Annotated in this window: 19 protein-coding genes; 16 read left to right on the top strand and 3 right to left on the bottom strand. The window is 51.6% G+C overall.

The features are described from left to right. The first annotated feature begins 14 nt into the window (after positions 1 to 14). The 5 genes from TPRIMZ1_RS0106575 to TPRIMZ1_RS0106555 all read left to right on the top strand — a co-directional run bounded on the left by TPRIMZ1_RS0106575 (position 15) and on the right by TPRIMZ1_RS0106555 (position 11,284). Entirely contained in the window at positions 15 to 4,520 is a 4,506-nt protein-coding gene (locus tag TPRIMZ1_RS0106575) for a translocation/assembly module TamB domain-containing protein (RefSeq protein WP_010256625.1), read from the top strand. Further along, complete coding sequence (gene bamA, locus TPRIMZ1_RS0106570) at positions 4,502 to 7,012, top strand: outer membrane protein assembly factor BamA (RefSeq protein ID WP_232616761.1); 2,511 nt, start codon at positions 4,502 to 4,504, stop codon at positions 7,010 to 7,012. Before TPRIMZ1_RS0106575 ends, bamA begins: the two co-directional genes overlap by 19 nt. A gap of 12 nt (positions 7,013 to 7,024) precedes the next feature. Then, positions 7,025 to 7,570, top strand: coding sequence for an OmpH family outer membrane protein (locus TPRIMZ1_RS0106565; RefSeq protein ID WP_232616759.1), 546 nt, complete (start codon positions 7,025 to 7,027; stop codon positions 7,568 to 7,570). A 43-nt stretch (positions 7,571 to 7,613) separates the two neighbouring features. Next, a complete protein-coding gene (gene mutS / locus TPRIMZ1_RS0106560; protein ID WP_010256613.1) occupies positions 7,614 to 10,334 on the top strand; it encodes a DNA mismatch repair protein MutS in 2,721 nt (906 codons plus the stop codon). 209 nt (positions 10,335 to 10,543) lie between these two features. Further along, on the top strand, positions 10,544 to 11,284 hold the full coding sequence (locus TPRIMZ1_RS0106555; protein WP_100217016.1) for a ComF family protein: 741 nt from the start codon (positions 10,544 to 10,546) through the stop codon (positions 11,282 to 11,284). Between the two features lie 4 nt (positions 11,285 to 11,288). Here the strand turns inward: TPRIMZ1_RS0106555 and pdxY are convergent, their stop codons facing one another. The 3 genes from pdxY to TPRIMZ1_RS0106540 are packed head-to-tail and all read right to left on the bottom strand — an operon-like array spanning position 11,289 to position 13,719. Continuing rightward, the gene (pdxY, locus tag TPRIMZ1_RS0106550) at positions 11,289 to 12,143 is read right to left on the bottom strand and encodes a pyridoxal kinase PdxY (RefSeq protein ID WP_010256607.1); all 855 of its coding nucleotides are present in this window, start codon (positions 12,141 to 12,143) and stop codon (positions 11,289 to 11,291) included. 14 nt (positions 12,144 to 12,157) lie between these two features. Beyond that, positions 12,158 to 13,075, bottom strand: a complete 918-nt coding sequence (locus tag TPRIMZ1_RS0106545; protein ID WP_010256604.1) for a hypothetical protein — start codon at positions 13,073 to 13,075, stop codon at positions 12,158 to 12,160. Further along, positions 13,072 to 13,719 (bottom strand): metallophosphoesterase, encoded by a 648-nt coding sequence (locus TPRIMZ1_RS0106540; RefSeq protein WP_010256601.1) that lies wholly within the window; start codon positions 13,717 to 13,719, stop codon positions 13,072 to 13,074. The genes TPRIMZ1_RS0106545 and TPRIMZ1_RS0106540 overlap by 4 nt, the downstream gene beginning before the upstream one ends. Before the next feature lie 180 nt (positions 13,720 to 13,899). On the opposite strand from TPRIMZ1_RS0106540, the gene TPRIMZ1_RS0106535 reads away from it, so the two are divergent. The 11 genes from TPRIMZ1_RS0106535 to TPRIMZ1_RS18560 form a co-directional block, all read left to right on the top strand. After that, positions 13,900 to 14,607, top strand: a complete 708-nt coding sequence (locus tag TPRIMZ1_RS0106535) for a tetratricopeptide repeat protein (protein WP_232616758.1) — start codon at positions 13,900 to 13,902, stop codon at positions 14,605 to 14,607. A 24-nt stretch (positions 14,608 to 14,631) separates the two neighbouring features. Beyond that, complete coding sequence (locus tag TPRIMZ1_RS0106530; RefSeq protein ID WP_010256595.1) at positions 14,632 to 16,551, top strand: tetratricopeptide repeat protein; 1,920 nt, start codon at positions 14,632 to 14,634, stop codon at positions 16,549 to 16,551. A gap of 25 nt (positions 16,552 to 16,576) precedes the next feature. Then, positions 16,577 to 16,846 (top strand): ACT domain-containing protein, encoded by a 270-nt coding sequence (locus TPRIMZ1_RS0106525; protein ID WP_010256592.1) that lies wholly within the window; start codon positions 16,577 to 16,579, stop codon positions 16,844 to 16,846. Between the two features lie 47 nt (positions 16,847 to 16,893). Beyond that, the gene (locus TPRIMZ1_RS0106520) at positions 16,894 to 18,255 is read left to right on the top strand and encodes a PFL family protein (RefSeq protein WP_010256588.1); all 1,362 of its coding nucleotides are present in this window, start codon (positions 16,894 to 16,896) and stop codon (positions 18,253 to 18,255) included. 278 nt (positions 18,256 to 18,533) lie between these two features. Further along, positions 18,534 to 19,460, top strand: a complete 927-nt coding sequence (locus TPRIMZ1_RS0106515; protein WP_010256585.1) for a ribonuclease Z — start codon at positions 18,534 to 18,536, stop codon at positions 19,458 to 19,460. A gap of 17 nt (positions 19,461 to 19,477) precedes the next feature. Then, positions 19,478 to 20,515, top strand: a complete 1,038-nt coding sequence (locus TPRIMZ1_RS0106510; protein WP_010256583.1) for an ABC transporter ATP-binding protein — start codon at positions 19,478 to 19,480, stop codon at positions 20,513 to 20,515. Further along, positions 20,512 to 21,273, top strand: coding sequence for an ABC transporter permease (locus TPRIMZ1_RS0106505; RefSeq protein ID WP_010256581.1), 762 nt, complete (start codon positions 20,512 to 20,514; stop codon positions 21,271 to 21,273). The genes TPRIMZ1_RS0106510 and TPRIMZ1_RS0106505 overlap by 4 nt, the downstream gene beginning before the upstream one ends. 3 nt (positions 21,274 to 21,276) lie before the next feature. After that, positions 21,277 to 22,893: a GldG family protein gene (locus TPRIMZ1_RS0106500; protein ID WP_010256578.1), complete on the top strand. Its 1,617-nt coding sequence runs from the start codon at positions 21,277 to 21,279 to the stop codon at positions 22,891 to 22,893. Continuing rightward, entirely contained in the window at positions 22,883 to 23,854 is a 972-nt protein-coding gene (locus tag TPRIMZ1_RS0106495; RefSeq protein ID WP_010256576.1) for a DUF4340 domain-containing protein, read from the top strand. Before TPRIMZ1_RS0106500 ends, TPRIMZ1_RS0106495 begins: the two co-directional genes overlap by 11 nt. Positions 23,855 to 23,879: 25 nt before the next feature. Then, positions 23,880 to 25,064 carry a tyrosine-type recombinase/integrase gene (locus tag TPRIMZ1_RS0106490; protein ID WP_010256572.1) on the top strand — a complete coding sequence of 395 codons (1,185 nt, stop codon included), beginning with the start codon at positions 23,880 to 23,882 and terminating at the stop codon, positions 25,062 to 25,064. Between the two features lie 727 nt (positions 25,065 to 25,791). Then, positions 25,792 to 26,089: transposase (locus TPRIMZ1_RS18560; RefSeq protein WP_010256569.1), on the top strand; the 298-nt coding region annotated here is incomplete at its 3' end.

Here is a 26,089-nt window from a genome sequence, read left to right as displayed (position 1 = left end):
CACAGGGGTGACTTGTGAATACTCCCGTAAAAACAGAGGCCGGTAAATACAGAAACAAATCGGTTTACCGTTTGATTCGTTTCGGTATAGAACTTCTCATTTTTCTCGCCCTAGTGGTGGTAAGTACTTTTTTGCTCAGGCCCCTTCAGTTGGAAATACAGGACAGGATGACCGGGTTCCGAAACGATCTGCTGTCTAAGGCGGAGCTCTTTCTGGACCGGCGTATCGAATATGCCTCCATGGGCCCCTCTGTTTTCGGATCCCTGGACATACGGAATATCCGGATATACGACTCGGATGCCGAACCGATGATGACCATAGACCGTTTTCGTCTTACCTATTCCTTCTGGGATTTGGTCCGGGGGCAGATCCCGGGGGCGATCCGTTCTGTCCGTATCGACCGGCCGGTGGTAATCCTGGATTTGAAGCGGGATGCGAATCTAAGAGACCGTTTTGCGCCTCCGGCAGGGAAAACTGGAATTAATTTTCGGAAAGATACGGTGCGGAGAATTACCTCCCTGATCCCGGAGGATCTGCTGCTCCGGGTGCGTGGGGCTGAATTCAGGGTTTTAACAGGGGAAAGTACGATCCATGTAGAGGGGCTCAATTTTGATACCCAGGCGGAGGCTGGGCGCTTCCTGTTCTCCGGCCAATGGTCCGCCCAGGCTGAACTAGCCGGTTTTTTAAATCAATCCTTCGCTACAGCCATGTCCGGCCGGATTGACGGGGAACTGTCCCGGGATATGAACAACGGCAGTATTAATCTCCGTATTCCCACTTTTTCGGGGGATTTCTTTGTTTTCAGAACCATGACAGTAAACCTGACCCTTACGGAAAGGGAAATAGAAATACGGAAGATCAACGATCGCCTTCCGGTTGATTTTTCCCTGGACTATGAATTTGATACCCGGCGTATGGGTATTAGTTTTCGGGCGGAAGATTTTACTCCCCGGGATTTGCTTACCTTCACCGGTTCCTGGCGGAAGTACAACCCCTACCTGAGTGTGCGCAGCACCGGTTTTGCCTCCATAGGGCATTCCCCCGAAGGGGATGTTTCCTACGAGATCGATCTGGCCGGTTCTTTGCAGCCAAACGAGACGGTAGGACGAATTTCCTACGCTGTCGCCGGTAAGGGGGATGACAAGTACTTTGACTTTACCCGTTGCGATTTCAGCCTCCTCCAGGGAGATCTGGCTTATTCCGGTGGTTTGGGGCTGGACCCCTTTGCGCGGGGAACTTCGTTGCAAGTTGCGCCAAACGGGGTTTTTCATGTAAAGGATTTTTCCCTCACCGGAGATGGGGAAATCAATGGTGATTTCACCGTAAGCAGTACCGGACGGACCATGAACCTCTTCGGGGAACATGTATCCATGGGTAATGTGGAGTTCTCTGCCTTGGACGGGGATCTGGTCCAGGAGGCTAAAGGTTTTTCCTTTAGCCTTTCAGCGCTGCGCTTCCACAATATAGAATCCTACGAGGATGTGCGGCTCGCCAGCCTGTCCCTGGAAGGTTCCTATGACCGGGATCCCGCTCATCTTCAGGGAAGCCTTGCCCTGGATTCCTTCGCCGTATCGGATATGCTGGATATGATCCGGCCCTTACGGGATCTCGCTGCTGTTCCGGAAATGACCAAAGGTATTACCCAAGATGTGTCGATCACCACCGAGGTATTTGTTACCACCGACTTCGAGCATGTCCTCTACAATGCCCCCCGGCTGGTGGCAGCCTATTCGGGGAAGCAGGATGTCTTAACCATGGTATCCGTATCCGGAACGGACCTGCGCTTTGAGCTAAGCGAAGGGCAGGTTGTCTGGGCCGAAGGGGGCGCGGAAGCTGCGGGCTTTGCCGATTTTTCAAACCCCGATGATATTACCTTCTCTTTCCAGACATCCTATAAGGACATGTTCTATTTTATGGACGGGGAATTCCTGGATAGACATTCTCTTAGTATCCATGGTTCTTATGGGTTACAGGTATATGTTTCCACCACCGATTATGGGGGATATTCCGGATACATAGAAGCCTCTTCCTTTCCGATCCCCATGAATGAACAGTTTTCCCGTTTAAGTTTTCTCCTGTCGCTGCGTTTTGACGATTCCGATTACTGGTCCGTTATGGTGGACCATTTTGATGTGCAGGATCTGATTACCCCGGTGTCGGCAATTACATCCCTAAGCGTTTCCGGGGAAGTTAATCAGAATGGGCTGCGATTCAGGCGTATCCTCTTTGATGACGGTCGGGGACCCCTAACGGGCAGGGCAACCGCTTTCTGGGGACAGAATTTTTCTAATCCTTCCGGAGATCTCATTATCCGGAACCAGGAGGAGGAGGAAATTGCCCGTATAGATGCATCTTACCGCGGAGAGGTGGTGGATATCAATTTCTCCGGAACGAATGTCCAACTGGCCCGTTTTTTGCGGAATTCTCGTAATACGCTTCTGTCGGGGAAAGTCGATATTCACTGGCGATCCCTGGACTCTTATTCCGCCAATATTAACCTGATCGAACTGAGTGCCAGGATAGGGGACAACGATATTACCCTTGCAGGGTCTGCCGCGATTGACCAGGATACGATCTCCCTCCAGGAATTTCGGATGCAGTATAACACCCTGGAGGGGGAATTTGATCAGCTCCGTATAGACCGGCGGAATTCCTATGCAACGGCCGCTGCCCGGATCGGAGGAATCTTTATGGGCCGGAACATGGATATGGCCTTTAATACGGAGATGCATTTTGCCCCCATCAATTCCTGGTTTAACCTGTCTCAGGCTATAGAGAGCTTCGATGGCGCCCTTATTATGCAGAACATCCGTTTGGATGCCATACGGTCCCGGCAGCCCTTTAATTTTATATTTTCCCGCAATCATACCCAACTGTCCCTTTCCGGCGGCCCCGGGGATATGCTCCGGTTGCAGGTTTCCGATCAGGGGGCTTTTTATGCCGCTTTTTCAAACCCCGCACCGTTTAGGGGCTCCGTGGTTGGTACCATTATTGGTAATACTATCAATGCCCAGACATCAAATCTGTATGTAGACATGGCCTCTCTTTGGCGCTTTATCCCTGGGAAGGAAATTGTCAATGTACCCGGGGGCTTCGTCGAGGCATCGGTGGAGATTCGGGGCAGCCTGGGAGACCCGGAATTTTTCGGAACCGCCCGGGTAAACAGCCTGCGCCTCCAGGTTCCCCAGTTTATACGGGAGGACATAGAGCCGGTACCAACGACCATAACCCTGGAGGGGAACGAAATGAGTTTCGGCCCCATCCCTGCCCGGGTTGGCTCCGGTTCCGGCATGGCTTCCGGATGGTTCCGTTTTGATCGGTGGGTACCGAATATTTTTATCCTGGATATCCAGGTCCCGGATGAAACGGCCATCCCCTTCGGCGTGGATATTGCGGGTATCCAGGCGGATGGTGATGTATCGGGCCATCTTGTTCTGTCCATGGAAGACATGATTTTAAAGGTTTCCGGAGATTTGACGGGTAACAATGCGGAAATAAACCTGGATACCCAGCAAATTTCCCTACATCCCATGGAAGCCGCCGAAGGAACCATGCATACTTCAAAATCTTCTGTGGTGACGGATCTCCGCATTACCACCGGTTCCAAGGTCGAATTTGTGTATCCCTCCCGGGAATTTCCGGTGATTCGGGCAAATACGGGAGCGGGAACGGGAATCCGTATTACCACCGATACCAGCACGGGACGTTTTACCGTAGAAGGGGATGTCGCCGTCCGGAGCGGGGAAATATTCTATTTCCAGCGGAGTTTTTACATCCAGGAAGGAGTTTTATCCTTCAATGAAAGCGATATGCATTTTGATCCCCAAATTTCCGCCCGCGCGGAAGCCCGTGACCGTACCGATGAGGGGGCGGTAACCATTTCTATGATCGTGGACAGTTCTCCACTCCGATCCTTCATCCCCCGGTTTGAGTCCAACCCTCCGCTTTCACAGTTTGAAATTTTTTCGCTTTTAGGGCAGAATGTAACCGGGGCTTCCTCGGAAGAATCCAATGACTCGATTCGGAGTATGGTATTGGCAAGCGGGGACTTTCTGGCACAGTTTTACCTGGTCCGGCGTTTTGAACGGGCGGTCCGGGATGTACTTGGTATGGATATGTTCTCGGTTCGTACCCAGATCCTGCAAAATGCCATATTTCAAGCCACGGGACTTCAAGAACCGGTTGACAGGATTAGCGGTGTCGGTAACTATTTTGATAATACGACTGTTTTCTTAGGTAAGTACTTCGGGCCTGATGTTTTTGGCCAGGCAATGTTATCATTCCGGTATGACGAGAACAGGACTAGCTTTGGAGATATCTCCCGGGACGGTTTCACCCTCGGGGCGGGGATATCCCTGGAAGCGGATATTGGGCTTGAAATTCGCGGTCCACTGTTTGATATTCAATTTAATGTTGCCCCCCGGCATATGGACCCTAGGATTGTCGAAGATTTTTCTCTTACTTTGTCATGGAAAAGATCGATTAGAAATTTGAGCGATTTATGGAAGAAGGAGCCTTGATGCGCATCGGTGTTGCATGTACGTTGATTTTATTACTTGGGTTTGCAGTCTTTGCGCAGGAGACCCCTGGTGTTAGTTCCCGTGAATGGTATCAGGGGAAGCCGATAAAGGATGTTGTTTTCGATGGGCTGCGTTATGTCAGTTCTTCGGAAATGGACGGAATTGTGGCGCCCTTTATCGGCCGGGCCTTTAATGATGATGTTTTTTGGGAAATCCACGGGCGGCTGTATGCCTTGGAGTACTTTGAATCCATCACTCCCAGCGCCGTTCCCGCCGACGCGGATGGAACTGCGGTTATAATCCGGTTCAGGGTGGTCGAACGTCCCACGGTTTCCCGTATTACCTTTGTGGGTAACGATAAGATACGCCGGGGGGAGCTGCTGGATGTTGTTTCCCTTAAGGTAAACGATGTGGCTAACCAGGCTAAACTGCGGCTTGATGAGACGGCGGTGATTAATAAATATCTGGAAAAGGGGTTCCCCGATGTACGGGTCAGCTCCGAAACCAGGCCGGGCAAGGATGGTACTGTCCAGGTTAGTTTCTTTATCAACGAAGGGGAAAAGTTAACCATCGATGAAATACTGTTTGAGGGGAACAACATCTTTTCAAACCGGGCTCTTCGGGGCCAGCTCACCTTAAAGCCCAAGAGCGCTATCATGAATGACGGCGCTTTCCAGGAAGCGAAACTTACCGCAGATATGGCAGCCATTACCCAGTATTACCGGGATCGGGGCTATATTGATGCCGAGGTGACCGACGTATTTAGGGAAAAAAAGCGGGATGCAAAGGGTAACAATAACCTGACCATCACCTTTAGGATCTATGAAGGGAGGATCTATACCTTTGGCGGCGTCACCTTCGAGGGAAATGAGATCTTTACCGTCGAACAGTTATCCGCCCTTATACGTTCCAAGGTTGGTGAAACCGTTAATGCCCGGCGGGTGGAGGCAGACCTTCAACGGGTAATGGGTCTTTACGCCGAGAACGGGTATATCTTTAACTCCATAATTCCCAATGAAAGCCGGGATACTGTTACCGGCGTCCTGTCCTTCAGGATTGGCATTGTGGAACGGGGAAGGGCCCATATTGAGCATATTATTGTCCGGGGAAATGAGAAAACCAAGGAACGGGTATTGCTGAGGGAAATTCCTCTGGAAAGCGGGGATGTATTTTCCCGGACCAAACTGCTGGATGGCCATCGTAATCTTATGAATTTGCAGTACTTCTCCAGCGTAATCCCCGATATGGTCCCGGGAAGCAGTGACAGCCTGATGGACCTGGTATTTACCGTGGAAGAGCAGCCTACCACGGATATCCAGTTAGGCTTAACCTTTTCCGGTTCCTCCGACCCCGACGCTTTTCCCATTTCGGGTTTATTCAAATTGAACGATCGTAACTTCCTGGGTTACGGCAATGTAGTTGGGATAGAGCTAAACGGCTCACCGGATACCCAGAGCGCATCCCTGGAATATACCCAGCGATGGATCTTCGGGCTGCCCCTGTCCGGGGGCTTTGATTTTACGGTACGCCATACGAAGCGCCAGGCAGCCATGGATAACGAAGCTCCCTACTTCAACGGAGATGAGACCAGGGCCTACCCCGATGGTTTTGATTCCTATGACGATTATGTCAGCGAAAGCAAATACCCACCGGCGGTCTATCTTATGAATTATGACCAATGGGGACTCTCGCTGGGATTTTCCACGGGGTATCGTTTTACCACCGGCCTTGGAAATCTTGGGCTTGCCGGGGGTATCCGGACGGGACTGGTAGAGAATATTTATGACGCCGATATTTTCCGTCCCTTTGATCCGGTCCTGCGGAAAGGGAATAATGACTGGGTAATGGCTAATTCGCTCTGGACCAGCATTTCCCTGGATCAGCGGGATGTTTATTACGATCCCTCAAAGGGCTACTACGGGTTTCAGCGTTTCGGATACTACGGTCTTTTCGAATTTGAACGGGAGCATTATATAAAGTCCGATACCAAGGCGGAATATTTCTTAACCCTCTTTAACCTGCCCATAACAGATAACTATAGTTTTAAGGCGGTTTTTGGTATTCATACCGGGGTATCCTTTATTCTGCGCCAGCCCAGCTATTCAATCCCGGAGATTGATGATGCGAATAAGCTGGTTGTTGATGGTATGTTTGTCGGCCGGGGCTGGGTTGGTGAACGGCTTAACCGCGGCTTGGCGCTCTGGGAAAACTGGGCGGAGATCCGTATGCCCATTGTACCGGGTATCCTTGCCCTGGACTGGTTCTTTGACGCTGCGGCGGTTAAGCCGACCCTGGATAGCTTCTTTAATGAGTTCGAAATGGAAGATATGCGTTTTAGTCTTGGCGGAGGGCTCCGGTTTGCCATACCCCAGTTTCCCTTCCGGTTTATCTTTGCAAAACGCTTCGTAGTTAATGATGGGGAAGTTAAATGGCAAAAGGGTAATATGGGGGATCTTGACTTTATAATATCCTTTGCCCTGTCAACTTATTAAGACAAGGACGTGATGATGAAAAAATGTGGGATAATCGCTGTTATATTTTTAGCCGTTATGATGGCTCCTGGGGTAAGGTCCGTGGCCGCCCAGCAGCTAACCCGGTTTGCGGTGGTGGATCTTTCCCGGGTATACACCCAGTTTTTCCGGGAATCCCGGGCGGTTCGGGAATGGGAAGAACGGAGCGCCAGGGTTCAAACCGAAGTGGACCGGATGACTGCGGAAATTCAGACCCTCCACGGCTCTCTTGTGGATGCTGAAGCCCGGGGGGATGAGGAACGGGCATTGCGGCTTCAGAATGAGGTATACCGGAAGCAGGATTTCCTCAGGGATTATTACCAGGTTAAGAAAACCGAACTGGAGGATCAGATGAAAAAGCTATCCCAGTCCGGAAGCTTTTTAGAACAGGTCCGGGACGAGATCCGCTTTATCGCCGAAAGCGAAGGGTATAGTATGGTCTTAAACCAAAGGGAAAATACGGGTATACTTTGGTTCAGCCCGACCGTGGACATTACAGAAAAACTTATTACCAACCTACGAACTAAGGCCGGCAGATAGTTAAAAAATCCATAAGGGGGAATTCTCTGTGGAATCGAGCCCGATGCTGGATCAATACCGGCGGATAAAACGGGATCATCAGGGGGATGTGCTTTTTTTTCGCCTGGGTGATTTCTATGAAATGTTTTCAGATGATGCTCTGGAAGTGTCCGCCCTTCTAAACCTCACCCTTACCAGCCGCAACGGGCTTCCTATGTGCGGGATCCCCTATCATGCGGCCCGTTCCTATATTGCCCGCCTGCTAAAACTGGGAAAAAGAATAGCCATCTGCGAGCAGCTTTCCGAACCGACAAAAGGCCGGGGTATCGTGGAACGGAAGGTGGTGGAGGTTATCACCCCGGGAACCACGGTGGACGAGGATTTCCTGGACAAGGGTAGTTCCAATTACCTGGGCGCCCTCAGCGTATGTGCGGGGAACGTCAGACTGGTTTCCTTTGCCTATATCGATCTTTCCACCGGGGAATTCTACGCCACATCCTTCACCTACGACGATGCGGCGCAGCGGGTCCGGGGGGAGCTGGAGCGGCTTCAGATTCGGGAATTGATAGCCCAGGAATCCCTCCTGGAAGAATTCGGCGAAATTGCCGCGGCTGTTTTGGACCGGCCTAGTCTGGTGGTGAATCGCTGGGCGGACTGGCTCTTCGATCTAAGCCGCAGCCGGGAACGGCTGGAACGGCAGTTCTGTACCGCAAGCCTCCGGGGTTTCGGCCTGGAGGATACGTCCCCGGAGATCCTCTCCGCCGGGGCCATCCTGGATTACCTGGGCGATACCGCCCGGAGCCTTATCCCCCATGTCCGGTCCCTCAGCCTCTATGGGGATACGGAGTTCGTGGGCATCGATGAATCTTCCCAGCGGAATCTGGAACTGGTCCGTAACCTCCGGGATGGCGAAGGCCGGTTCTCCCTCCTGGAAGTGATGGATGAAACCAAAACCGCCATGGGCCGCCGTCTTTTAAAACGGCGTATCCTCCACCCCCTGCGTGATATTGACCGCATCAACAAACGGCTTGATATGGTGGAAGCCTTCTACCATGGCCAGGGACAACTTACGGGGATCCGGGAAATTCTGGGGAAAACCCCCGACCTGGAACGGCTCTGTTCCCGGCTTGCCATGGATAGGGCCCACGGCAAGGATATGCTTGCGGTCAAAAATTCCCTCAATGCCTACGACGCTGTTCATGGGATAAGCAAGGAACTGGGCTGTACCTTTGAAACTGAGGCGGCCAGGTCCCTGGACGCCTCTTCCCCGGCCGGAGACGCCCTTGTCCGGCTCCTTGAACTCCGGGAGCTGCTGGAACGGGGGCTTTGCGAGGACCCTTCCATCCTGCTCACCGAAGGGAACCTGATCCGGAATGGGTATAACAAACAGTTGGACGAACTCCGCAAATTGCGGGATAACGGCCGTTCCCTCCTGGAGGAATATCTGGAGGAGGAACGTGAAGCTACGGGCATTAGCAGCCTGAAGATCCGGTACAACCGCCTTATCGGGTATTTTTTCGAGGTTACAAAACTACACCTTCCAAAGGTGCCGGCCCGTTTTATCCGCCGCCAGGGCATAGTTCAGGGAGAGCGCTTTACCACAGACCGGCTTGCCGCCCTGGAATCGGACATCAACGGCGCCTCGGATAGGGTGGTGGACCTGGAAAAAAAGCTTTTTCTGGAAATCCGGGACAAGGCCAAGGCGCTTATCCCGGAACTATCCGCCGCTGCCGCCCGGATCGCCGAACTGGATTGCGCCCAGTCCCTGGCCAGGGCAGCCACAGTCCGGGGCTGGATACGTCCGACGGTGGACGGTGAAAACCGCCTGGAGATCCGCGAAGGCCGTCACCCGGTGGTGGAGGCCCATCTGCCCGGCGGAGAATTTATCCCCAACGATGTGGTCCTGGAAGAGGGCGGGGTGCTCTTTGCCCTTATTACCGGTCCCAATATGGCCGGTAAGTCCACCTACCTCCGCCAGGCGGCGCTGATCACCATCATGGCCCAGGCGGGCAGCTTTGTCCCTGCAGCATCCGCAAATATAGGCGTTACCGACCGGATCTACTGCCGGGTGGGCGCATCGGACAACCTGGCCCGGGGGGAAAGTACCTTCCTGGTGGAGATGAACGAGACCGCCCATATCCTCAACACGGCCTCAGAAAAGAGCCTGGTGATCATGGATGAGGTTGGCCGGGGTACGGGAACCAACGACGGCCTTTCCATCGCCTGGGCGGTGAGCGAGGAACTGCTGAACCGCATCAAATGCCGTACCCTCTTTGCCACCCACTACCATGAACTTTCCATGCTGGCCCATCCCGGCCTGGCAAACCGTTCTATGGAAGTCCTGGATCGGGATGGAGAAATAGTATTTCTGCGGAAGCTCAAGGAAGGCCCCGCAGCGGAATCCTACGGCCTCCACGTGGCCCGTCTGGCAGGCCTCAGCGAAGGGGTCCTGGGGCGGGCGGCGGAGATTATGGAGCGAATACGGGAGGGTGAAGAGATCCTCCACAAGGCCCTGCCCGAAACGGCGCCTCCGGCAACGGTCCCGGATACCCCGGCCGGCCCGGTTACAACGAATACCCGGGTCCGGCGCATCGCCGAGGATATCGCCGCCCTGGACTTAAACCGCATAACCCCCCTGGAAGCCCTGAACCGTATCCACGCCTGGAAAGCCCTCTTCGACGGAAAGGACCCTCCCAAATCCCCCGGCAAACCCCAACATCCTGCGCGGGGAACTTCGTTGCAAGTACGGTCAAACTCCGGGCCGACGCTGTTTGACGATGAATAACGCGTAAATACTAAGCAAAGATACAGAATTTTAACCGCAAAGGCGCACGAAGGCACAGAAGGAAAAGAGGATAACATAAATCTTTTCTTTTGCGCCTTCGTGCGCCTTTGCGGTTGTAATTTTTTTATATATTAGTGTTAAACCACAGTAAAGTAAAATTCCGCATGAACCCGTATCTTTTTTTGGGGATAAACCCAAAGGAGATAACTATGACTAAACACTTCATGTATCAAGCCGTCCGGATGGCTGCCTATATCCGGGAGTATCTGTTCCCCGTGGACTGTCCTATCTGCGGCGGGGAACTTTTGGACATTGACGAGTCCTGGTACGGTTTGTGCCACCCCTGTATGACGAATCTTTCCCCGGGGGATGAAGAACGCTGCTCATCCTGCGGCCGCCCCCTTATCTCGGAGCAGGGGCAATGTCTGCAATGCCGGGAAGGGGAGGCGGCGCCCGAAGGGCCCCATGTTTTTGACGGAGCCTTCAGCATCTTTCCCTATACCGGCAAATACCGGAAACTTTTGACCGCCTATAAATTCGGAAGGCAGCTGTCAATCGGTAATTTTCTTGCGGAACGGATCCTGGAAGCGGTGGAACAGCTTCCCCTTACCGCTTCAGAAAGGGTTTTTGTTCCCGTTCCGCCCCGCCCGGGAAAGGTACGCAAAACCGGATGGGATCAGGTAGCTTATTTAGGGGCCAGGCTCAAAAAGCTAGACCAGTTGGTGTATCCCTGCCTGAAGCGTCTCCCCTCAAAAAGTCAGAAGGAGCTGAACAAGGCAAACCGGAAAACTAACCTTAGAGGAAAAATCCTCTGTACCAAGCCGGTAAGCGGGGAACTAATCCTCTTTGACGATGTGATCACCACCGGAGCTACCCTTGATGCCTGCGCCGCTGCTTTGAAGGCATCCGGAGCGGAAAAGGTGTACGGGATATGTCTATTTTATGATTGATCCCCTACAGCTTCTCCGCCTTAAAAGTATTGCTGGGCTTTACCAGTTCCGTTTGGGCTTTGATTATCTGCAATTCCCGGCTCTTTGCCTTGTAGGTAGTGTCCATAACGCCGAAGATGGAGGCTGCGGTCAGTTCCAGGGTATCCCGGACATTGCCGGTTTCCAGGTACCGCGACAGGAAAAGGGCGGTGGTCACATCGCCGGAGCCCGCCATTCCGGCGCCCATGGGGAGTTCCGGGGTGCGGACACGGTAGATCGAGCTGCCGTCGGAGGCCAGCATTTCGATGTGGTTTTCTATTCCGCCCTTTTCCCGGTAGCTGGTTACTAACACCACCTTGGGGCCCGCAGCGTGGATCTGATCTATGGCCTTCCGTGCGTTGACCAGGCTTGAGGTGTCCTGCCCCGTAAGCGCCTCCAACTCAAACTGATTGGGGGTGGTGATGTCCGCCCGGGGAATTACTTCGTTTTTAAACATATTCGGGATATCGGCGTGGACATAGAATCCGCGGCCCACATCCCCCATCACGGGATCGCAGCAGTAGATAGCCTTTGGGGAAACCGCCTTGACTTTTTGAACGGCGCCGATTACCGCATGACCCACCCCGGCATCTCCCATATAGCCTGAAAGAACCGCCTCGCAGTTCCCCAGGACACCCCGGTCTTCGATGCCCGCCACCAGCTCTTCCGCCAAACTTACATCAAGGACCTTGCCGCGCCAGGCTCCATAGCCTGTGTGGTTAGAAAATTCAACGGTGTTTACCGCCCAGACCTCCCGGCCCAGACGCTGGAGGGGGAAAACCGCAGCGGTATTCCCCGCATACCCGTACACCACATGAGATTGAATTGACAGAATAGCCATAATCTACGTTCCTTTTACGATCGGTTGAATGCACGGTCAATCAGGTGTGCAATAAAAGTAAGGGGTCCTTTTTTGACGGTACCGTATTTTTGGGAAAAATCCCTGGCAGCCTCGGATACGGAGAAACCCACGCCGTATTTTTTCTTAAGAAAATCCCAATGTTTTACGATCCAGACATAGAGATCGCTGGGGGTTCTCCCGGGAAAATTTAAGTAGAGACGCTCTTCCCGGATGATCTCTACAATCGGCAGATACACATTATTGTACCAGGAAACCAGGGCGTCTGAAAAGGGTATTTCCCCGGACACCTGCTGATTCAAATAATACTTATGTACCAGGATGTGGGTATAAACTACGTCATACCGCCCGGTGGCGCTGAAATCCAGATCCTTACAAGCGGTGAGTTCCCCAAAATTTGTTTTTTCATAAAACAGTTTTTTCTCATAACCGATCAGGGCTATGCGGAGTTCATCCTTGGTCATGGAGGGATTAATAGTGATTTCGCTGGAAAGGCTGGTAACCTCCGCATCAATAATCTCCATCCCCTGGGTTCGCGCTACGGATACCCGGTGGTTACCGTCCCGAACAAAGTACACCCCTCCAATTTCGTACAATTGGATAGGGGGCAGGATAATATCCTTAAGCCGGGCCATGTCTACCCGCTCCCATCGTGACCGGAGATGTTCCGACCGGGGGAGAAAGTATTTGTTAAAATCCCGGTACCGTCCTTCGCTTCCCACGATAAGATCGATAGGTATAGCCTGCATACCCCGATAGGTTTCATTTTTAGGCCTTAGGATTTCCTTAACATCGTTGAAGGATAGGAGATTATCCCTATCCACATTCATAAAGTGCTGTATGCGGGAGAGTAATGCTCTGCCCCGGGCTTTAGAAAAGTCTTCCGCCGCTTGAAGATGATGGGTGTTGTTCATAGTTTGTTTTCCCCTATATCAATGATGTAATGGCTGTAGGCGTTGATCACCTGGGTTTTATTATACCCTGTGGTACGCACTGTGGATAAATCGTACAAATGAATATGTCCATGGATAAGATATTTCGGTTTAAATACCCGCATGAACCATAGAAAGGCTTCGAATCCCCGGTGGCAGGGATCTTCCCGGTCATGGATGCCCATCGGGGAGGCATGGGTCAGGAGCACATCCAGAAAACGTCCCCGAAAAACACGGTTAAACAGCATAGCCGGGATCAGCTTGCATATTTCCATGTACATTTGAAAATTGGTGAACTGATTTTCCCCCCGGTTGTACCGCATAGAGCCCCCCAATCCTGCAACGATCAGTCCCTCCTCAATGATTATTCGGGAACCGATATGGGTGGCCCCAAAACCACGGCCGGCCGGGAGATTCACCCCATTATTAAAAAAATTAAGATCCTCCAGATTATGATTTCCAAATACAAAAAGAAGGGGCCTGTTCAGGCTGGAAATTACAAAATCCAGGTAATCCATGGGCAAATCCCCCGCAGAGAGGATCATATCAACATCTTTGAAACGCTCTTTGATGGCGGATGAATAGACCAGGGGATCAATTTGATCGGAAATACAGAGGATTTTCATAATCGCCCTTCAATTTTGCTCAGGAAACTTCCTTGCAAAATGCCGATAATAACAATGATCATTATGTTTTCCAATAAAGTAATGATATATTTTATTGAGTGAGCCAGTTCCAATTGGAACTAAGATAAGTATATATATAAAAACGAGGTATGGCGAGTGGGAAAGATGGAGGAATTACGGGTGTTTTCGAAAAAAAAGGCTTTTTTAGTCCTTGCTTTTTTATATGTGTCCCTTAGCGCAGTTTACGGGCAGAGTTCCTTTACCCAGGGGGAGGAGTATTTTCTTCGTAATAAACCCCAGGATGCCCTGGTCTTCCTTGAATCAGCAATAACGGAAAATCCGGAGAATATCCGGGCCTTCCTCTACCTGGGACTTACCTACCAGCAGCTAAACCGCCTGGATGAAGCCATCGTACTATTCCGCCGTGTCCTTCCCCAGGCCGATGCGGACACCGCCCTTATCGCCTATAACCTGGGCAATGTCTATTATGCTAAGGGAAATATCTCCATGGCGGAAGATTTTTATACCCAGGCTCTGGAGGCGAACCCCGGTTTTGCTTCGGCCTACCTTAACCGGGCGAATGCCAGGCTTACCAGACAAGCTCTACAGGATGCTATCTATGATTATGAATCCTACCTAAACTTCGAACCCGGTTCTTCCCAGCGAAGCCGAATAGAACAGCTCATATCGGCAATACGTTCGGACTTTGCCGCCGTAGAACGGCAGCGTATTATAGAGGAAGCCAAGGCGGCCGCAGAGGCGGAGCGAAAAAAGCGAATTCTTGACGAGGTTACCGCCTCTCTCCAGTCCGCAGCGGAGGATACCAAGGGGCTTTCCTCGGGCAGCGAGGATATTCTGGGGTATGATAGCGAATTTGAATTGGAATAATTTAACGAGGAGTATGTATCCGGTATGAAAAAAAATAAGAAGATTATCATCGGTATTTCGGCGGCAGCGGTGGCGCTTGTCCTTTTAGCCGTATCGTATTTTGTTTTTTTACGTAAACCCGCCGAAAGTCCCAATATGATCCGGGCAAATTCTTTTTTGCTGGCCCGGGAATATATAGCCCAGGGAGAATATCAGCGTGCTCTGGACATTTTGGACCGGTTTTTGATTGAAAATTCCGAAGATCCGGAAGCCCGGGAATTACGTGATGAAATTCTCCGGCTCCGGCGGCTGGCTGCGGAAAATGACGCTGTTCCAACCGGCCCAAGTCCCGAAGAAACAGCCGCCCAGGCAAAGCTGGAAGAAGAGCGCCGGGCTGCGGAATTGGCCATGATGGAGGAAAGCTCCGCTGCCCAGGCCGCTGCAGAGGCGGAACGTCAGGCGGGGATTGCCGCAGAGGCGGAGCGCCGTAAGGCCCAGGAAGAAGAAATGGCCCGGAAATCTGCGGCTCTCCAGGCGCAGATGCGGGAAGTGCAGAGCCTGGTTGCCAAGGGGCGGGAAGCCATAAGCCGGAATGATTTGAACGCCGCCCGGGAAGCCTTTAACGAAGCCCTGGGAAAGATGCCCCCCGGAGAAAACCGGTTTGAAGCCCAGGAAATGGCGGAGATTGCCGAGGCTTACTACGAGGTCTTTTCCAAACAGCCCGATACCCCCGAAGGCCGTGAGGCTGGCCAGGAAGCGGCTGCCCATGCACGTTCAGCTATTCAGAAGGATCCCACCCAGGCTTTGCCCCATTATACCCTGGGCAAACTGAGCCGGGATCTCCGCCAAACGGATGCCGCCATCGCCGAACTAAAGGAAGCGGTACGTCTGGATCCTAAAAATTACATTTACTCCTATGATTTGGGCAGGGCTTATTTTACCAATCGGGATTATGCCAGCGCCCGGCAGTACTTTGAAAATACAACAACCCTGAACCGGAATTTTGAATCCGCCTGGTACAACCTGGGTGGTACCTTCCGCGCCCTGGGCCAGCCCAGCGACGCCCTTACGGCCTACCGGAGAGCGGTGGGGGTAAAGCCGGATTACCCAACCGCCCACCGGGAAATCGGGCGCATACTCGCCGCCCAGGGTGATCCCCGGGGCGCTGCGGACGCCTTTACCAAGGCCCTGCAGTATGCCCCCAACGATTTGGCCTCGGTGAGAGAACTGGGTGTAGCCCAGATGGCTTCCGGCGATTTTGTTTCCGCCGAAGCTTCCTTTGCCAAGGCGCTCAAGTCTTCCCCCAAGGATGATCAGACCAATTACAACATGGCGGTGGTTAAGATCAACCAGGACAAGGGCGCCGAAGCCCTGGATTATGCCAAGCAAGCCATGGATACGGCCCCCTCAAACGCCGTTTACGCCTATACCCTGGGGCTTGCATACGAAGCCACCGGTGATTTTGAAGGCGCCGTGGCTGCCTATGGCCGGGCGGTTTCCCTGGATGGGACGTATATACGCCCCAGGATCAACCTGGGCAGCCTCTATTTGGCCAATGGGTTTTCTGAACAGGCGGTGAACCTTCTTTCGGCGGCCTACAACCAGGAGCCCCGGTCCTTTGAGGTGAATAATAATCTGGGATCCGCCTATGCCCGTCTTGAACAATGGCCCCAAAGTGTAGAACACTACGAAAAGGCCCTGCAATCGGAGCCAAATAATCCTACGGTCAGGATAAATCTGGCCCGGGCCTTGGCAGGATCCGGGGATCTTCAAAAAGCCCGGGACGCCTACCTGGAATGTCTGAAGGTTGACGCCGCAAACTGGGATGCCCAGTTGGAACTGGGCAAGACCTATGTAAGCCTGGGGGATCCCGATTCGGCAAAACGTTCCCTCCGTGAACTTATTAGCCGTAATCCAAACTATACCGGCAAGGCCGAGGCGGAACGGATACTTTCAGGTCTGTAGTAGTACTGTAAAAGTGGAGGAGTTTATGAACGCGATTATCACCGTGGTGGGTACCGATCAGGTCGGTATCATTGCCAAGGTCAGCGCCTTTTTAGCGGAACGGAGTATTAATATTGAGGATATCAGCCAAACCGTTTTGTCAGGAAACTTTGTGATGATGATGATGGTGGATCTTTCCCATGGCAGCAAACCCCTGGAAGTGATTAAGGAAGAACTGTCCGTTCTGAGCAAGTCGATGGAAGTTTCCATCAGCGTTATGCACGAACGGGTTTTCAGCGCCATGCATAGGATTTGAAACTGCGTTTTTCTCCTATAGGCCAAAATTAAACAAGGATAGTAATAATGCTTTTTACCCCCTATGAAGTTAAAGAAACGGTGGATATGTTTCTGCGGTATAAATTGGACATACGGGCCATCACCCTGGGTGTTTCCCTCCTGGACTGCGCCGCTGTATCGGGAACCGAAACCCGCCGCCGTATACGGGAGAAGCTCCTTAAGGTGGCGGGTCCCCTGGTCAAGGTGGGCCGGGAAATTGAGCTTGAATACGGTATCCCAATTATCAACAAGCGGGTTTCCGTTACCCCCATAGCGCTCATTGCAGCCTCGTCTGATGACGAAAACTATACCCCCTATGCAAAGGTGCTGGACGATGTTGCCAAGGAACTGGGCATCGACTTTGTGGGCGGCTTTTCCGCCCTGGTCCAGAAGGGCTTTTCCGCCGGGGACCGCCGCCTGGTGGATTCCATCCCCGAGGCGCTGTCGAGCAGCGATCGTGTCTGCGCTTCGGTAAACGTGGCGAGTACCAAGAGCGGTATTAATATGGACGCCGTACGCCGTATGGGAGAAATTGTGAAGGCCGCAGCGGAACTAACGGCGGACCGGGATGGCCTGGGCTGCGCAAAGCTGGTGGTGTTCTGCAACGCCCCTGAAGACAATCCCTTCATGGCCGGCGCCTTTCACGGCCCCGGGGAAGGAGAGAGCTGCCTCAACGTTGGTGTTTCCGGTCCCGGTGTCATTAAGGCCGCCCTGGAATCCCACCGGGGCGCCAGCTTTGACGAACTGGCGGACACTATAAAGAAGACCTCTTTCAAAATAACCCGTATGGGCCAGCTGGTTGGGATGGAGGCGGCCAAACGCTTAGGGGTCCCCTTTGGTATCCTGGACCTGTCCCTGGCGCCTACCCCCGCGGTGGGCGATTCGGTAGCCCGCATCCTGGAAGAAATGGGCCTTGAATCCGCCGGGACCCACGGCACCACCGCCGCCCTGGCCATGCTCACCGACATGGTGAAGAAAGGCGGTGTCATGGCCTCCACCCACGTAGGCGGCTTCTCCGGCGCCTTTATCCCGGTCTCGGAAGACGAAGGCATGGTAGCCGCCGTTAAAGCCGGAACCATCAGCCTGGACAAACTGGAAGCCATGACCTCTGTCTGTTCCGTAGGCCTGGACATGATAGCCCTTCCCGGCGACACCTCCGCCGCCACCATTGCCGCGATCATCGCCGACGAGATGGCCATAGGCATGGTGAACAACAAAACTACCGCAGTTCGTGTCATCCCCGTACCGGGCAAAAAAGCCGGCGACTGGGCCGAGTTCGGCGGCCTCCTAGGCGGCGCCCCAATAATGGCAGTAAACAGCGCCAAAAGCGATGTATTTATCAGCCGCGGCGGCAGGATTCCTGCGCCTATACACAGCTTCAGAAACTAATCAGGCAAACCTATCCTGTAATACAACGTGTATTACATATCCTTTAGCGAATACCACCTCTTATACCGTACAGTGACAAGGGCGGGCGGAGGGAGGGGCTTCCCCGACCGAACACATAAGGAATTCCCTGCTGGAGGAGACCCGAAGGGGCTCCGCAAGCAGACTCTACTTGCGTGTGAGCGCCGGGGATGCCCCTCCCTCCGCCCGTCTTTGCCATCTTCGTTACTAGTTGTTTCTTCGCATTGTCATTTTAACAGATTTTTGGTATATTCACCTTAATGAACCTTGAAGCATTTATCCTCGGTTCCGGCGGCATGATGCCCTTGCCGAACCGTCATCTTACATCGGTGTTGCTAAGGCGGGAAGGGGAGTTGTTCCTGTTTGACGGTGGGGAGGGTACCCAGGTTTCCCTGCGGAAACTCAACCTCCGGTGGAAGAAGATATCCGTCATATTTGTCAGCCATACCCACGCGGACCATGTTACGGGCATACCGGGGCTCCTCATGCTGTCTTCCCAGGTGGATCGGGATGATCCCCTGTACATTATCGGGCCCCCCCGAATTGCGGAGTATATCGAAACCAGCCGCCGGGTGCTGGATATGTATATCAACTACGAGATCATCATAAAGGAAGTGACCGAACCGGGTATCGTCTACCAGGGTGATGGGTTCCACGTCCGGGCCTTTAACCTGCGGCATACCAAACCCTGTTTAGGATATACCTTAGAGGAAGACGAGCGGCCGGGGATATTTCACCCGGAAAAGGCCGATGCCCTGGGTGTACCCCGGGGGCCCCTGTGGTCAAAGCTCCAGTCCGGGGAAACCGTTATTGCCGCAGACGGCAGGGAAGTACGGCCGGAAGAGGTTTTGGGGGAAACCCGGTCCGGGAGAAAGTTCTCCTTTGTAACCGATACCCTGGCCTTTCCGGAAATTGCCGATGAGGTGCATGGGTCCGACTTTTTTGTCTGCGAGGGGATGTTTGAACGGGCCCTGGAAGAAAGCGCCCGGGAGAAGAAACACATGACCGCCGAGCAGGCCGCCTATCTTGCCAAAGCTGCGGAGGTCAAAAAGATGGCCCTGATCCATTACAGCCCCCGGTACACGGAATACGATCTTAAACAGCTTCTTAAAGAGGCTCAAAGCATATTTCCCGGAACGATACTGTCCCGGGATAGAATGGTGTATCCAATAGAGTATATTGATTAAGGAGAAGTATCAGCCCAATGATTGAAGTGCATGGACTTACAAAACGGTATGGACCGGTCGAAGCGGTAAAGGATGTATCCTTTTCCGTAGGCAAAGACCAGGTCCTGGGTTTCCTCGGCCCTAACGGCGCGGGGAAGACCACCATCATGAAGATCCTCACGGGATACCACTTCCCCTCCGGGGGAAAAGCCCTGGTAGACGGAATTTCCGTGGAGGATGATCCGGTGGAGGTAAAAAAACGCATCGGCTACCTCCCGGAAAGCGTACCCCTTTACGGCGATCTCAGCCCCACGGAGTACCTGAACTTTATTGCCGAAGCCCGGCTTATCCCCAGGGAGGATCGGCGCAGGCGGCTGGAAGAGGCCATCGACGCCTGCGGCCTCTCCCAGGTACGGTCCAAACGGATCGAAAACCTTTCCAAGGGCTATAAACAGCGGGTAGGTCTGGCCCAGGCCATCATCCACGATCCTCCCATTCTGATTCTGGACGAACCTACCAGCGGGCTGGATCCTAATCAGATTATCGAAATCCGCAGTCTTATAAAGGAACTGGGGAAACGAAAAACAGTAATACTGTCTACCCATATACTCCAGGAAGTGGAAGCGGTCTGTTCCCGGGTACTGATACTAAACGAAGGGCGCATAGCCGCCCAGGGGACTCCCGAAGAAATCGCCGGTACCATGAAGGGCGGCGACAGCTGGGTACTAACCCTGAAGGGCGCCTATGCCCATACGCTCCCGGAACGGCTTTTGCAGTTGGGGGCGGGAATCGCCCCGGCAAGCCTGGAAGAGCAGGGTGATGCAACGATAAACCTGAGTTTCTTCCTCCCCGGCGGGGAAAACCCGGAAGGGGAGTCCTCCGAAGGGGAACGGATCTTTGATTGGGCGGTAACCCAGGGCTATAAGATCCTCAGGATGAACCGAAAACGGCTGAGCCTGGAAGATATATTTGTGAAGCTGACCAACGAAGTTGGTCAGCAGCTGTCCAACGAAGTTGGTCAGCAGCTGTCCAATGAAGTTGGTCAGCAGCTGTCTAACGAGGAGGCCAAATCATGAAATTGTCTCATGGAACTGCTGCCCCGCTTCCTTTCCTCCCAAGGGCCCTGGCTCTGGCCCGGAAGGAGCTTTACTCCCACGGTAACTCTCCGGCTTTCTACGGAATAGCGGTATTTTTTCTGCTTTTTTCCTCTATCTGGCTGTTTTACATTCAGCGTTTCTTTACCCAGGACCTGGCATCCCTGCGGGCTTACTTTGCCGCCTTTCCCCTGGTCTTTATTCTGGTCATTCCGGTGATTACCATGAAAGGCTGGGCGGAGGAACGGAAGCTGGGGAGCGTAGAACTTCTTTTAACCATGCCCTTCTCTGAATGGGAACTGGTGGTGGGGAAGTATCTTTCCTCTCTGGGGGTTTTAGTTTTTATCATCCTGCTGACTATCCCCCTTCCTCTCAGTCTCCTCCCGCTGGGATATTTTGACGGCGGGGTTATCATTGCCGAATATATCGGAACTCTCCTGTTAGGGTCTGCCGCCATAGCCCTGGGGCTCTTTCTTTCCGCACTGTCAAAAAACCAAGCCGGAGCATTTCTTGGAAGCGCCGTTGTACTTATGGTAGTAATGCTGATACAGCAGATAACCTTTAGTTTTGATTTGCCGGACTGGCTTGCGGCGGGGATCAACTTTATCTCCCTTGCATTTCATTTTGAAAGCTTTTCCAAGGGCCTCATCGATTCACGGGATCTGGTCTTCTTTATCCTGGCCACGGTATTGTTTCTCTTCCTCAATACCCGGGTAATTCTGTACCGGAAATGGAGGTAGGAGATGACAAAACGACAAGTTACTATTATTACCGTTCTATCGATTGCCGCAATGTTTCTGGTTATTCTGATTAGCCAGCGTTTATGGTTCCGCCTTGATTTAACAAAAAGCAAGGCCTATACCATTTCACCGGTTTCCCGGAATCTCTATACCGAAATACCCGATCAGGTGCGGATTACCTATTATATTTCGAAAAAGCTATCCGCCATTCACCCGGTACCCGCTCAGCTGGAGGATCTGCTCCGGGAATATGCCGCCTATTCCCATGGCAGAATTCGCCTCACGGTTCGGGACCCGCAGAAGGCAGGGCTAAGCCGGGAGGTGGAATCCCTTGGGATCATCCCCCAGCAGATCGAAGTTGTGGAACAGGATCAGGCAAATATCGCCCAGGTTTATTCCGGCATCGTTATTGAATACCTGGACCAGACCGATGTGATCCCCTTCGCGTTTAATGCGGGGACCCTGGAATACGATTTAACTTCACGTATCCGGAACCTTATTCGGGGTACCCAGCGTGAAGCGGCTTTCCTGGTAGGGGACACGGGAAAACAATGGTCTACGGATTACAGTATCCTTAACCAAGCCTTTGCTCAATCCGGTTTCCGGATACGGATGATAAACCCCGGTGAAGAAATTCCCGACACCTTGCCGTCACTTTTTGTGTTAGGCGGAGTTGAGGATCTTGATGATTGGGCCCTATACCGCTTAGACCGGTATATCCAGGGGGGAGGTAAGGTCCTCTTTGCCCTAGACGGGGTTTTTATTGATGCGAACGGCGGGCTCCAAGGCCGTCTCATGATAGACCGTGGGCTCCAGGCCATGGTGTCTTTTTACGGAGCCACGGTCAAATCGGAACTGGCCCTGGACGTTTCCGCCCTGAGCCTTTCCTACCAGTCGGTTGATGCCAATGGTTCCCGGGTTATTCGGATTGTACGGTATCCCCTGTGGATTGGCGTACTGGCCCAGAACGGTAATTCCGGCCATCCTGTGACATCGGCATTTGGCGGCATCGATGTGTATTGGGCGAGTCCCCTGGAGCTTAATCCTCCGGAAAGTGTAACGGCGGTACCCCTGTTCTATACCACCCCGGAGGCATGGTCCCTAACAAAGGATTTTTCCACAAACCCTGAGATGAGCTATCAGTTCCAGGCGGAGATTAACGAAACTAAGGGCGAAAAATTGTTAGGCGCCGCCCTGTCGGGAAAATTCCCCAGCTGGTTTGCAGGTGTCCCGAAACCGGTTCGGGAAGGATCGGAGGAAGAATTGCCTGATATGCCTGCGGAATCCAAGGAATCCCGGATTATCGTCATTGGCGATACGGATCTTGTATCGACTATTACCCAATATACCCGGAGCGACCGTAACTTCGATTTTTTCCTTACCGCGGCGGATTGGCTTGGTAACGATGATGATATCATTAGTATTCGCAGTCACCAGTCTCAGACGGGCCGGCTTGATAGGATTACGGATGATGAAAAACGGCTTAAGGCTATGGCCTTTGCCCGGTATTTAAATATAATACTTATTCCCCTTTTGGTTATTGCCCTGGGGGTTTTACGTTCATTGCAACGGCGCCGTTCATTACAGCGGCAAGGAAAGGAATCTTCCGATGGTGTATAAAAAGAAACTCATATTATTATCCGGTTTAGTCGGCCTTCTGGCCTTAGTGTATCTGCTAACCCTCTTTTTTGATCCCGAACGGGTAAATACCAGGAACGCAGCTTTCCTGTGGCTTGACGCCAAATTGCAGGATCGGGTGGATGGTATAGAAATAGCCAAGGCCGGTGAATGGAGCAACCCGGTGAAGCTCATTCGCCGGGGTAATGATTGGTATGCCCTGATAGGGGAGGGGGAATTCCCCGCTAAAGCCGCCCGGGTAGAGGATCTCCTTCGGACGCTTACCCTCCGCGGCGCATATCCCGTCCGTGGTTCCGCCGCTTCTTCCCATGAGCGTTTAGGACTCACCGAAAACAATGCCGCGCGTATTTTACTCAAAGGTGGGGCTGGATTATCTCTTTTAGACCTCCTCATAGGCGGCAGGGATGCTGCTGGTCAGGAAATCTATTTGCGGAAGAATGACCAGAACGAAGTCCGTTCCGGTGAGGATAAGTTTTCGGCCTACGTAGGAAGCGCCGAAACTTCCTGGTATAACCTAAGGCTATTCGATCCCCAGCTCTCCACGGATACTGCCCTTGTTCAGCGCCTTACGGTGCTTGCATTACCGCCAGAGGACGGAGGCGAACGGGGGGAACCACTGGTCATTACAAGGAATGGCAGCGGTTGGAGCATAGAGGGCTTGGATGATGAATCAATAGATTCCCAGCGGGTGGATACCTATGTCAGGGGCATCTTGGATGCTGAGGGTGAAAATTTCGTTCCTGGTCTTACTGCCGCTTCTACAAGTTTAAGTGATGGCCGGATTGTGCTGGAACTGGGTAACGGTACTTCTCTGACCATTAATGTAGGAACCCTGCCGGAAGGCAAAAAGGGCGCAACAGCCAGCGGATCAAGCTATGTATACATCCTGGCGGACTGGACCATTACCCGTTTGTTCCGGGATCGCTCATATTTTTCGAAGTAGTTCGGAAACTAAAGGATGGTGAATAATGGATGTGGTGTATCTTTTTTATGAAAACAAAAATATACGGATTCCATTTTATAACTATGATAAAAACTTATTTTCCAAGCTCATCAAAACGCGGATAGGAGACTGGGATCCTGTACGCAGTCAATTTATCGTAAAGTCAGAATATGGTGACACACTGATTAGCCAAGTTCTTGCAAACAGACCGTATATGGAGGTCGAAAAAAGTCCCGAAACCCCCATCATAGTTGGAGGATTTCTGAACCAAAATCCTACTCTCTGCCTTTTAGACGATGACACGGATGCCCCCGCACACATCATGGATGATATACCCTGTATTGAACATCATCCTTTGCCGGATATGTTTTCGCAATCATGGCAAGTCAAGCTTGAAGCCGAATTACAAGCGCGAAAATACAGTCCCAATACTTTGGCGTCTTATAGCTATTACAATCGTGATCTTTGCCGCTGCCTGCAGAAGCCCCCAGAAGAAATTACCGCAGTAGACGTCAAGAATTATCTTGCCTATCAAAATAAAACCAAAAATCTTTCCGCCTCCACGATGAATTTAGCCTTAAGCGCATTCAAGTTTTTTTATACCACCGTATTAAAACGCGATATAGTTGAGGAACAGCGCCGTCCGCGTCAGGACAAACGCCTCCCCGTGGTCCTTTCCAAGGCGGAAGTCAAAGCGGTATTTGATGCGGAAAAAAATATCAAACATCGGCTCCTCTTGATGATGGCCTATTCCTCTGGTCTTCGAGTGAGCGAAGTAGTATCGTTAAGACGGTCCGACATTGATCCGGCTCGTAAAACTGTATTGGTTAGCTCCGGTAAAGGCCGAAAAGATCGTTATACCCTGCTTTCTGATCAGGTAATCAGAATCCTCAAAGAATATTATTTTCTGCATGATATTAAAACATGGCTTTTTACCGGTCAGTCCACTGCACAGCATTTATCCATTCGATCCGCGCAAAAAATATTTGAAAACGCCCTTCAAAAAGCGAATGTCAAAAAAGGTGCTTCTATCCACAGCCTGCGTCACACTTTTGCTACTCATCTGTTGGAAAATGGAACTGATGTTCGATACATCCAGGAACTTCTAGGCCACCGATCTATAAGAACCACAGAACGATACACCCATGTAGCCCGCCGTGCAACTCTTAAAATCCAAAGCCCTCTTGATACGATCGAACAAAAAGACTAACCCGTATATATCCCATAGAAAAAGAAATATACGCATTCGCTTATATAGCAAGATTGCGGGTTTAAGTGTATTGCGTATAAAATAAGTTATGCGAAATTTCCCCATAACGTAATAATATAATCATCCAAGATTGTAATTTGAAATAGTATTGTCTTCCAATAATCATTCAAGGTAAGATATTTTATAAATATAATACATTTGTTTAATTTTAATATTTTTTATTTTATTTGAGTCTTCCAAGATATCTAGGAATATCAGATAAAGGTATAGTTTTGTTGAATAATATTATTTGATTAATTATGTAAAAAAACATTTTCCCAATATAAATGCATGGTTTGATAAATGACAATTTTCATTTTTATTTTTTAATACTCCCTGTATGTTATACTTCAGAATTCCTAGATATCAATATTGTCTACATATAGTGTTATTATAATTATATTTTAAAAATATTTAATATAAAATATCTTAAGAAATAGTAAATGTGTTTATTAAAAATAATTATGTTAAACAAAATAAACAACCTAAGTGTAAATGGGGAAACATCGTTTAACAACCGGTTTACGCATCGTCGCTCCCTTTGGTCGCTCCTCGGGCTACGTTACGGCTAGGTCGCTGCGCTCCCACGCCGATAAGGTACAATAAGTTTCGCAAAATAAAGACAGGTTTGCAGTCAAATGATAAAATGAGTTAACCAAAACCAAATTATCAAAGGAGACTACAAACCATGTCTGATAAGATTATACAATTCAACGAGGGAGTTATCAAGGACGAGCTGAAGGAATTAGTCCGGACCAGCGTTGAGGAGACCCTGAACGGACTTTTGGACCAGGAAGCCGCTCAGCTAACGGGAGCCGGCAAATACGAGCGGACGGAAGGTCGGAAAGGATACCGGAGCGGAAGCTATAAGCGAAAACTGGGGACGACTTCCGGGGAGGTTGAACTGAAGGTGCCCAAACTAAAAGGGGTATCCTTTGAGACGGCAATTATAGAACGGTACCGAAGGCGGGAAAGCAGCGTGGAGG

This window comes from Treponema primitia ZAS-1, from assembly GCF_000297095.1.
In the GTDB taxonomy this organism is placed as follows: domain Bacteria; phylum Spirochaetota; class Spirochaetia; order Treponematales; family Breznakiellaceae; genus Termitinema; species Termitinema primitia_A.
The sequence above is the reverse complement of the archived record's forward strand: the minus strand, read 5'-3'. Positions and strand labels throughout refer to the sequence as shown.

Bases quoted from the DNA above. Each gene is read 5' to 3' on its own strand.
- bamA (WP_232616761.1), top strand. From the start codon at position 4,502: ATGGAAGAAGGAGCCTTGATGCGCATCGGTGTTGCATGTACGTTGATT.
- TPRIMZ1_RS0106565 (WP_232616759.1), top strand. From the start codon at position 7,025: ATGATGAAAAAATGTGGGATAATCGCTGTTATATTTTTAGCCGTTATG.
- mutS (WP_010256613.1), top strand. From the start codon at position 7,614: ATGCTGGATCAATACCGGCGGATAAAACGGGATCATCAGGGGGATGTG.
- TPRIMZ1_RS0106555 (WP_100217016.1), top strand. From the start codon at position 10,544: ATGACTAAACACTTCATGTATCAAGCCGTCCGGATGGCTGCCTATATC.
- pdxY (WP_010256607.1), bottom strand. From the start codon at position 12,143: ATGGCTATTCTGTCAATTCAATCTCATGTGGTGTACGGGTATGCGGGG.
- TPRIMZ1_RS0106545 (WP_010256604.1), bottom strand. From the start codon at position 13,075: ATGAACAACACCCATCATCTTCAAGCGGCGGAAGACTTTTCTAAAGCC.
- TPRIMZ1_RS0106540 (WP_010256601.1), bottom strand. From the start codon at position 13,719: ATGAAAATCCTCTGTATTTCCGATCAAATTGATCCCCTGGTCTATTCA.
- TPRIMZ1_RS0106530 (WP_010256595.1), top strand. From the start codon at position 14,632: ATGAAAAAAAATAAGAAGATTATCATCGGTATTTCGGCGGCAGCGGTG.
- TPRIMZ1_RS0106525 (WP_010256592.1), top strand. From the start codon at position 16,577: ATGAACGCGATTATCACCGTGGTGGGTACCGATCAGGTCGGTATCATT.
- TPRIMZ1_RS0106520 (WP_010256588.1), top strand. From the start codon at position 16,894: ATGCTTTTTACCCCCTATGAAGTTAAAGAAACGGTGGATATGTTTCTG.
- TPRIMZ1_RS0106515 (WP_010256585.1), top strand. From the start codon at position 18,534: ATGAACCTTGAAGCATTTATCCTCGGTTCCGGCGGCATGATGCCCTTG.
- TPRIMZ1_RS0106510 (WP_010256583.1), top strand. From the start codon at position 19,478: ATGATTGAAGTGCATGGACTTACAAAACGGTATGGACCGGTCGAAGCG.
- TPRIMZ1_RS0106505 (WP_010256581.1), top strand. From the start codon at position 20,512: ATGAAATTGTCTCATGGAACTGCTGCCCCGCTTCCTTTCCTCCCAAGG.
- TPRIMZ1_RS0106500 (WP_010256578.1), top strand. From the start codon at position 21,277: ATGACAAAACGACAAGTTACTATTATTACCGTTCTATCGATTGCCGCA.
- TPRIMZ1_RS0106495 (WP_010256576.1), top strand. From the start codon at position 22,883: ATGGTGTATAAAAAGAAACTCATATTATTATCCGGTTTAGTCGGCCTT.
- TPRIMZ1_RS0106490 (WP_010256572.1), top strand. From the start codon at position 23,880: ATGGATGTGGTGTATCTTTTTTATGAAAACAAAAATATACGGATTCCA.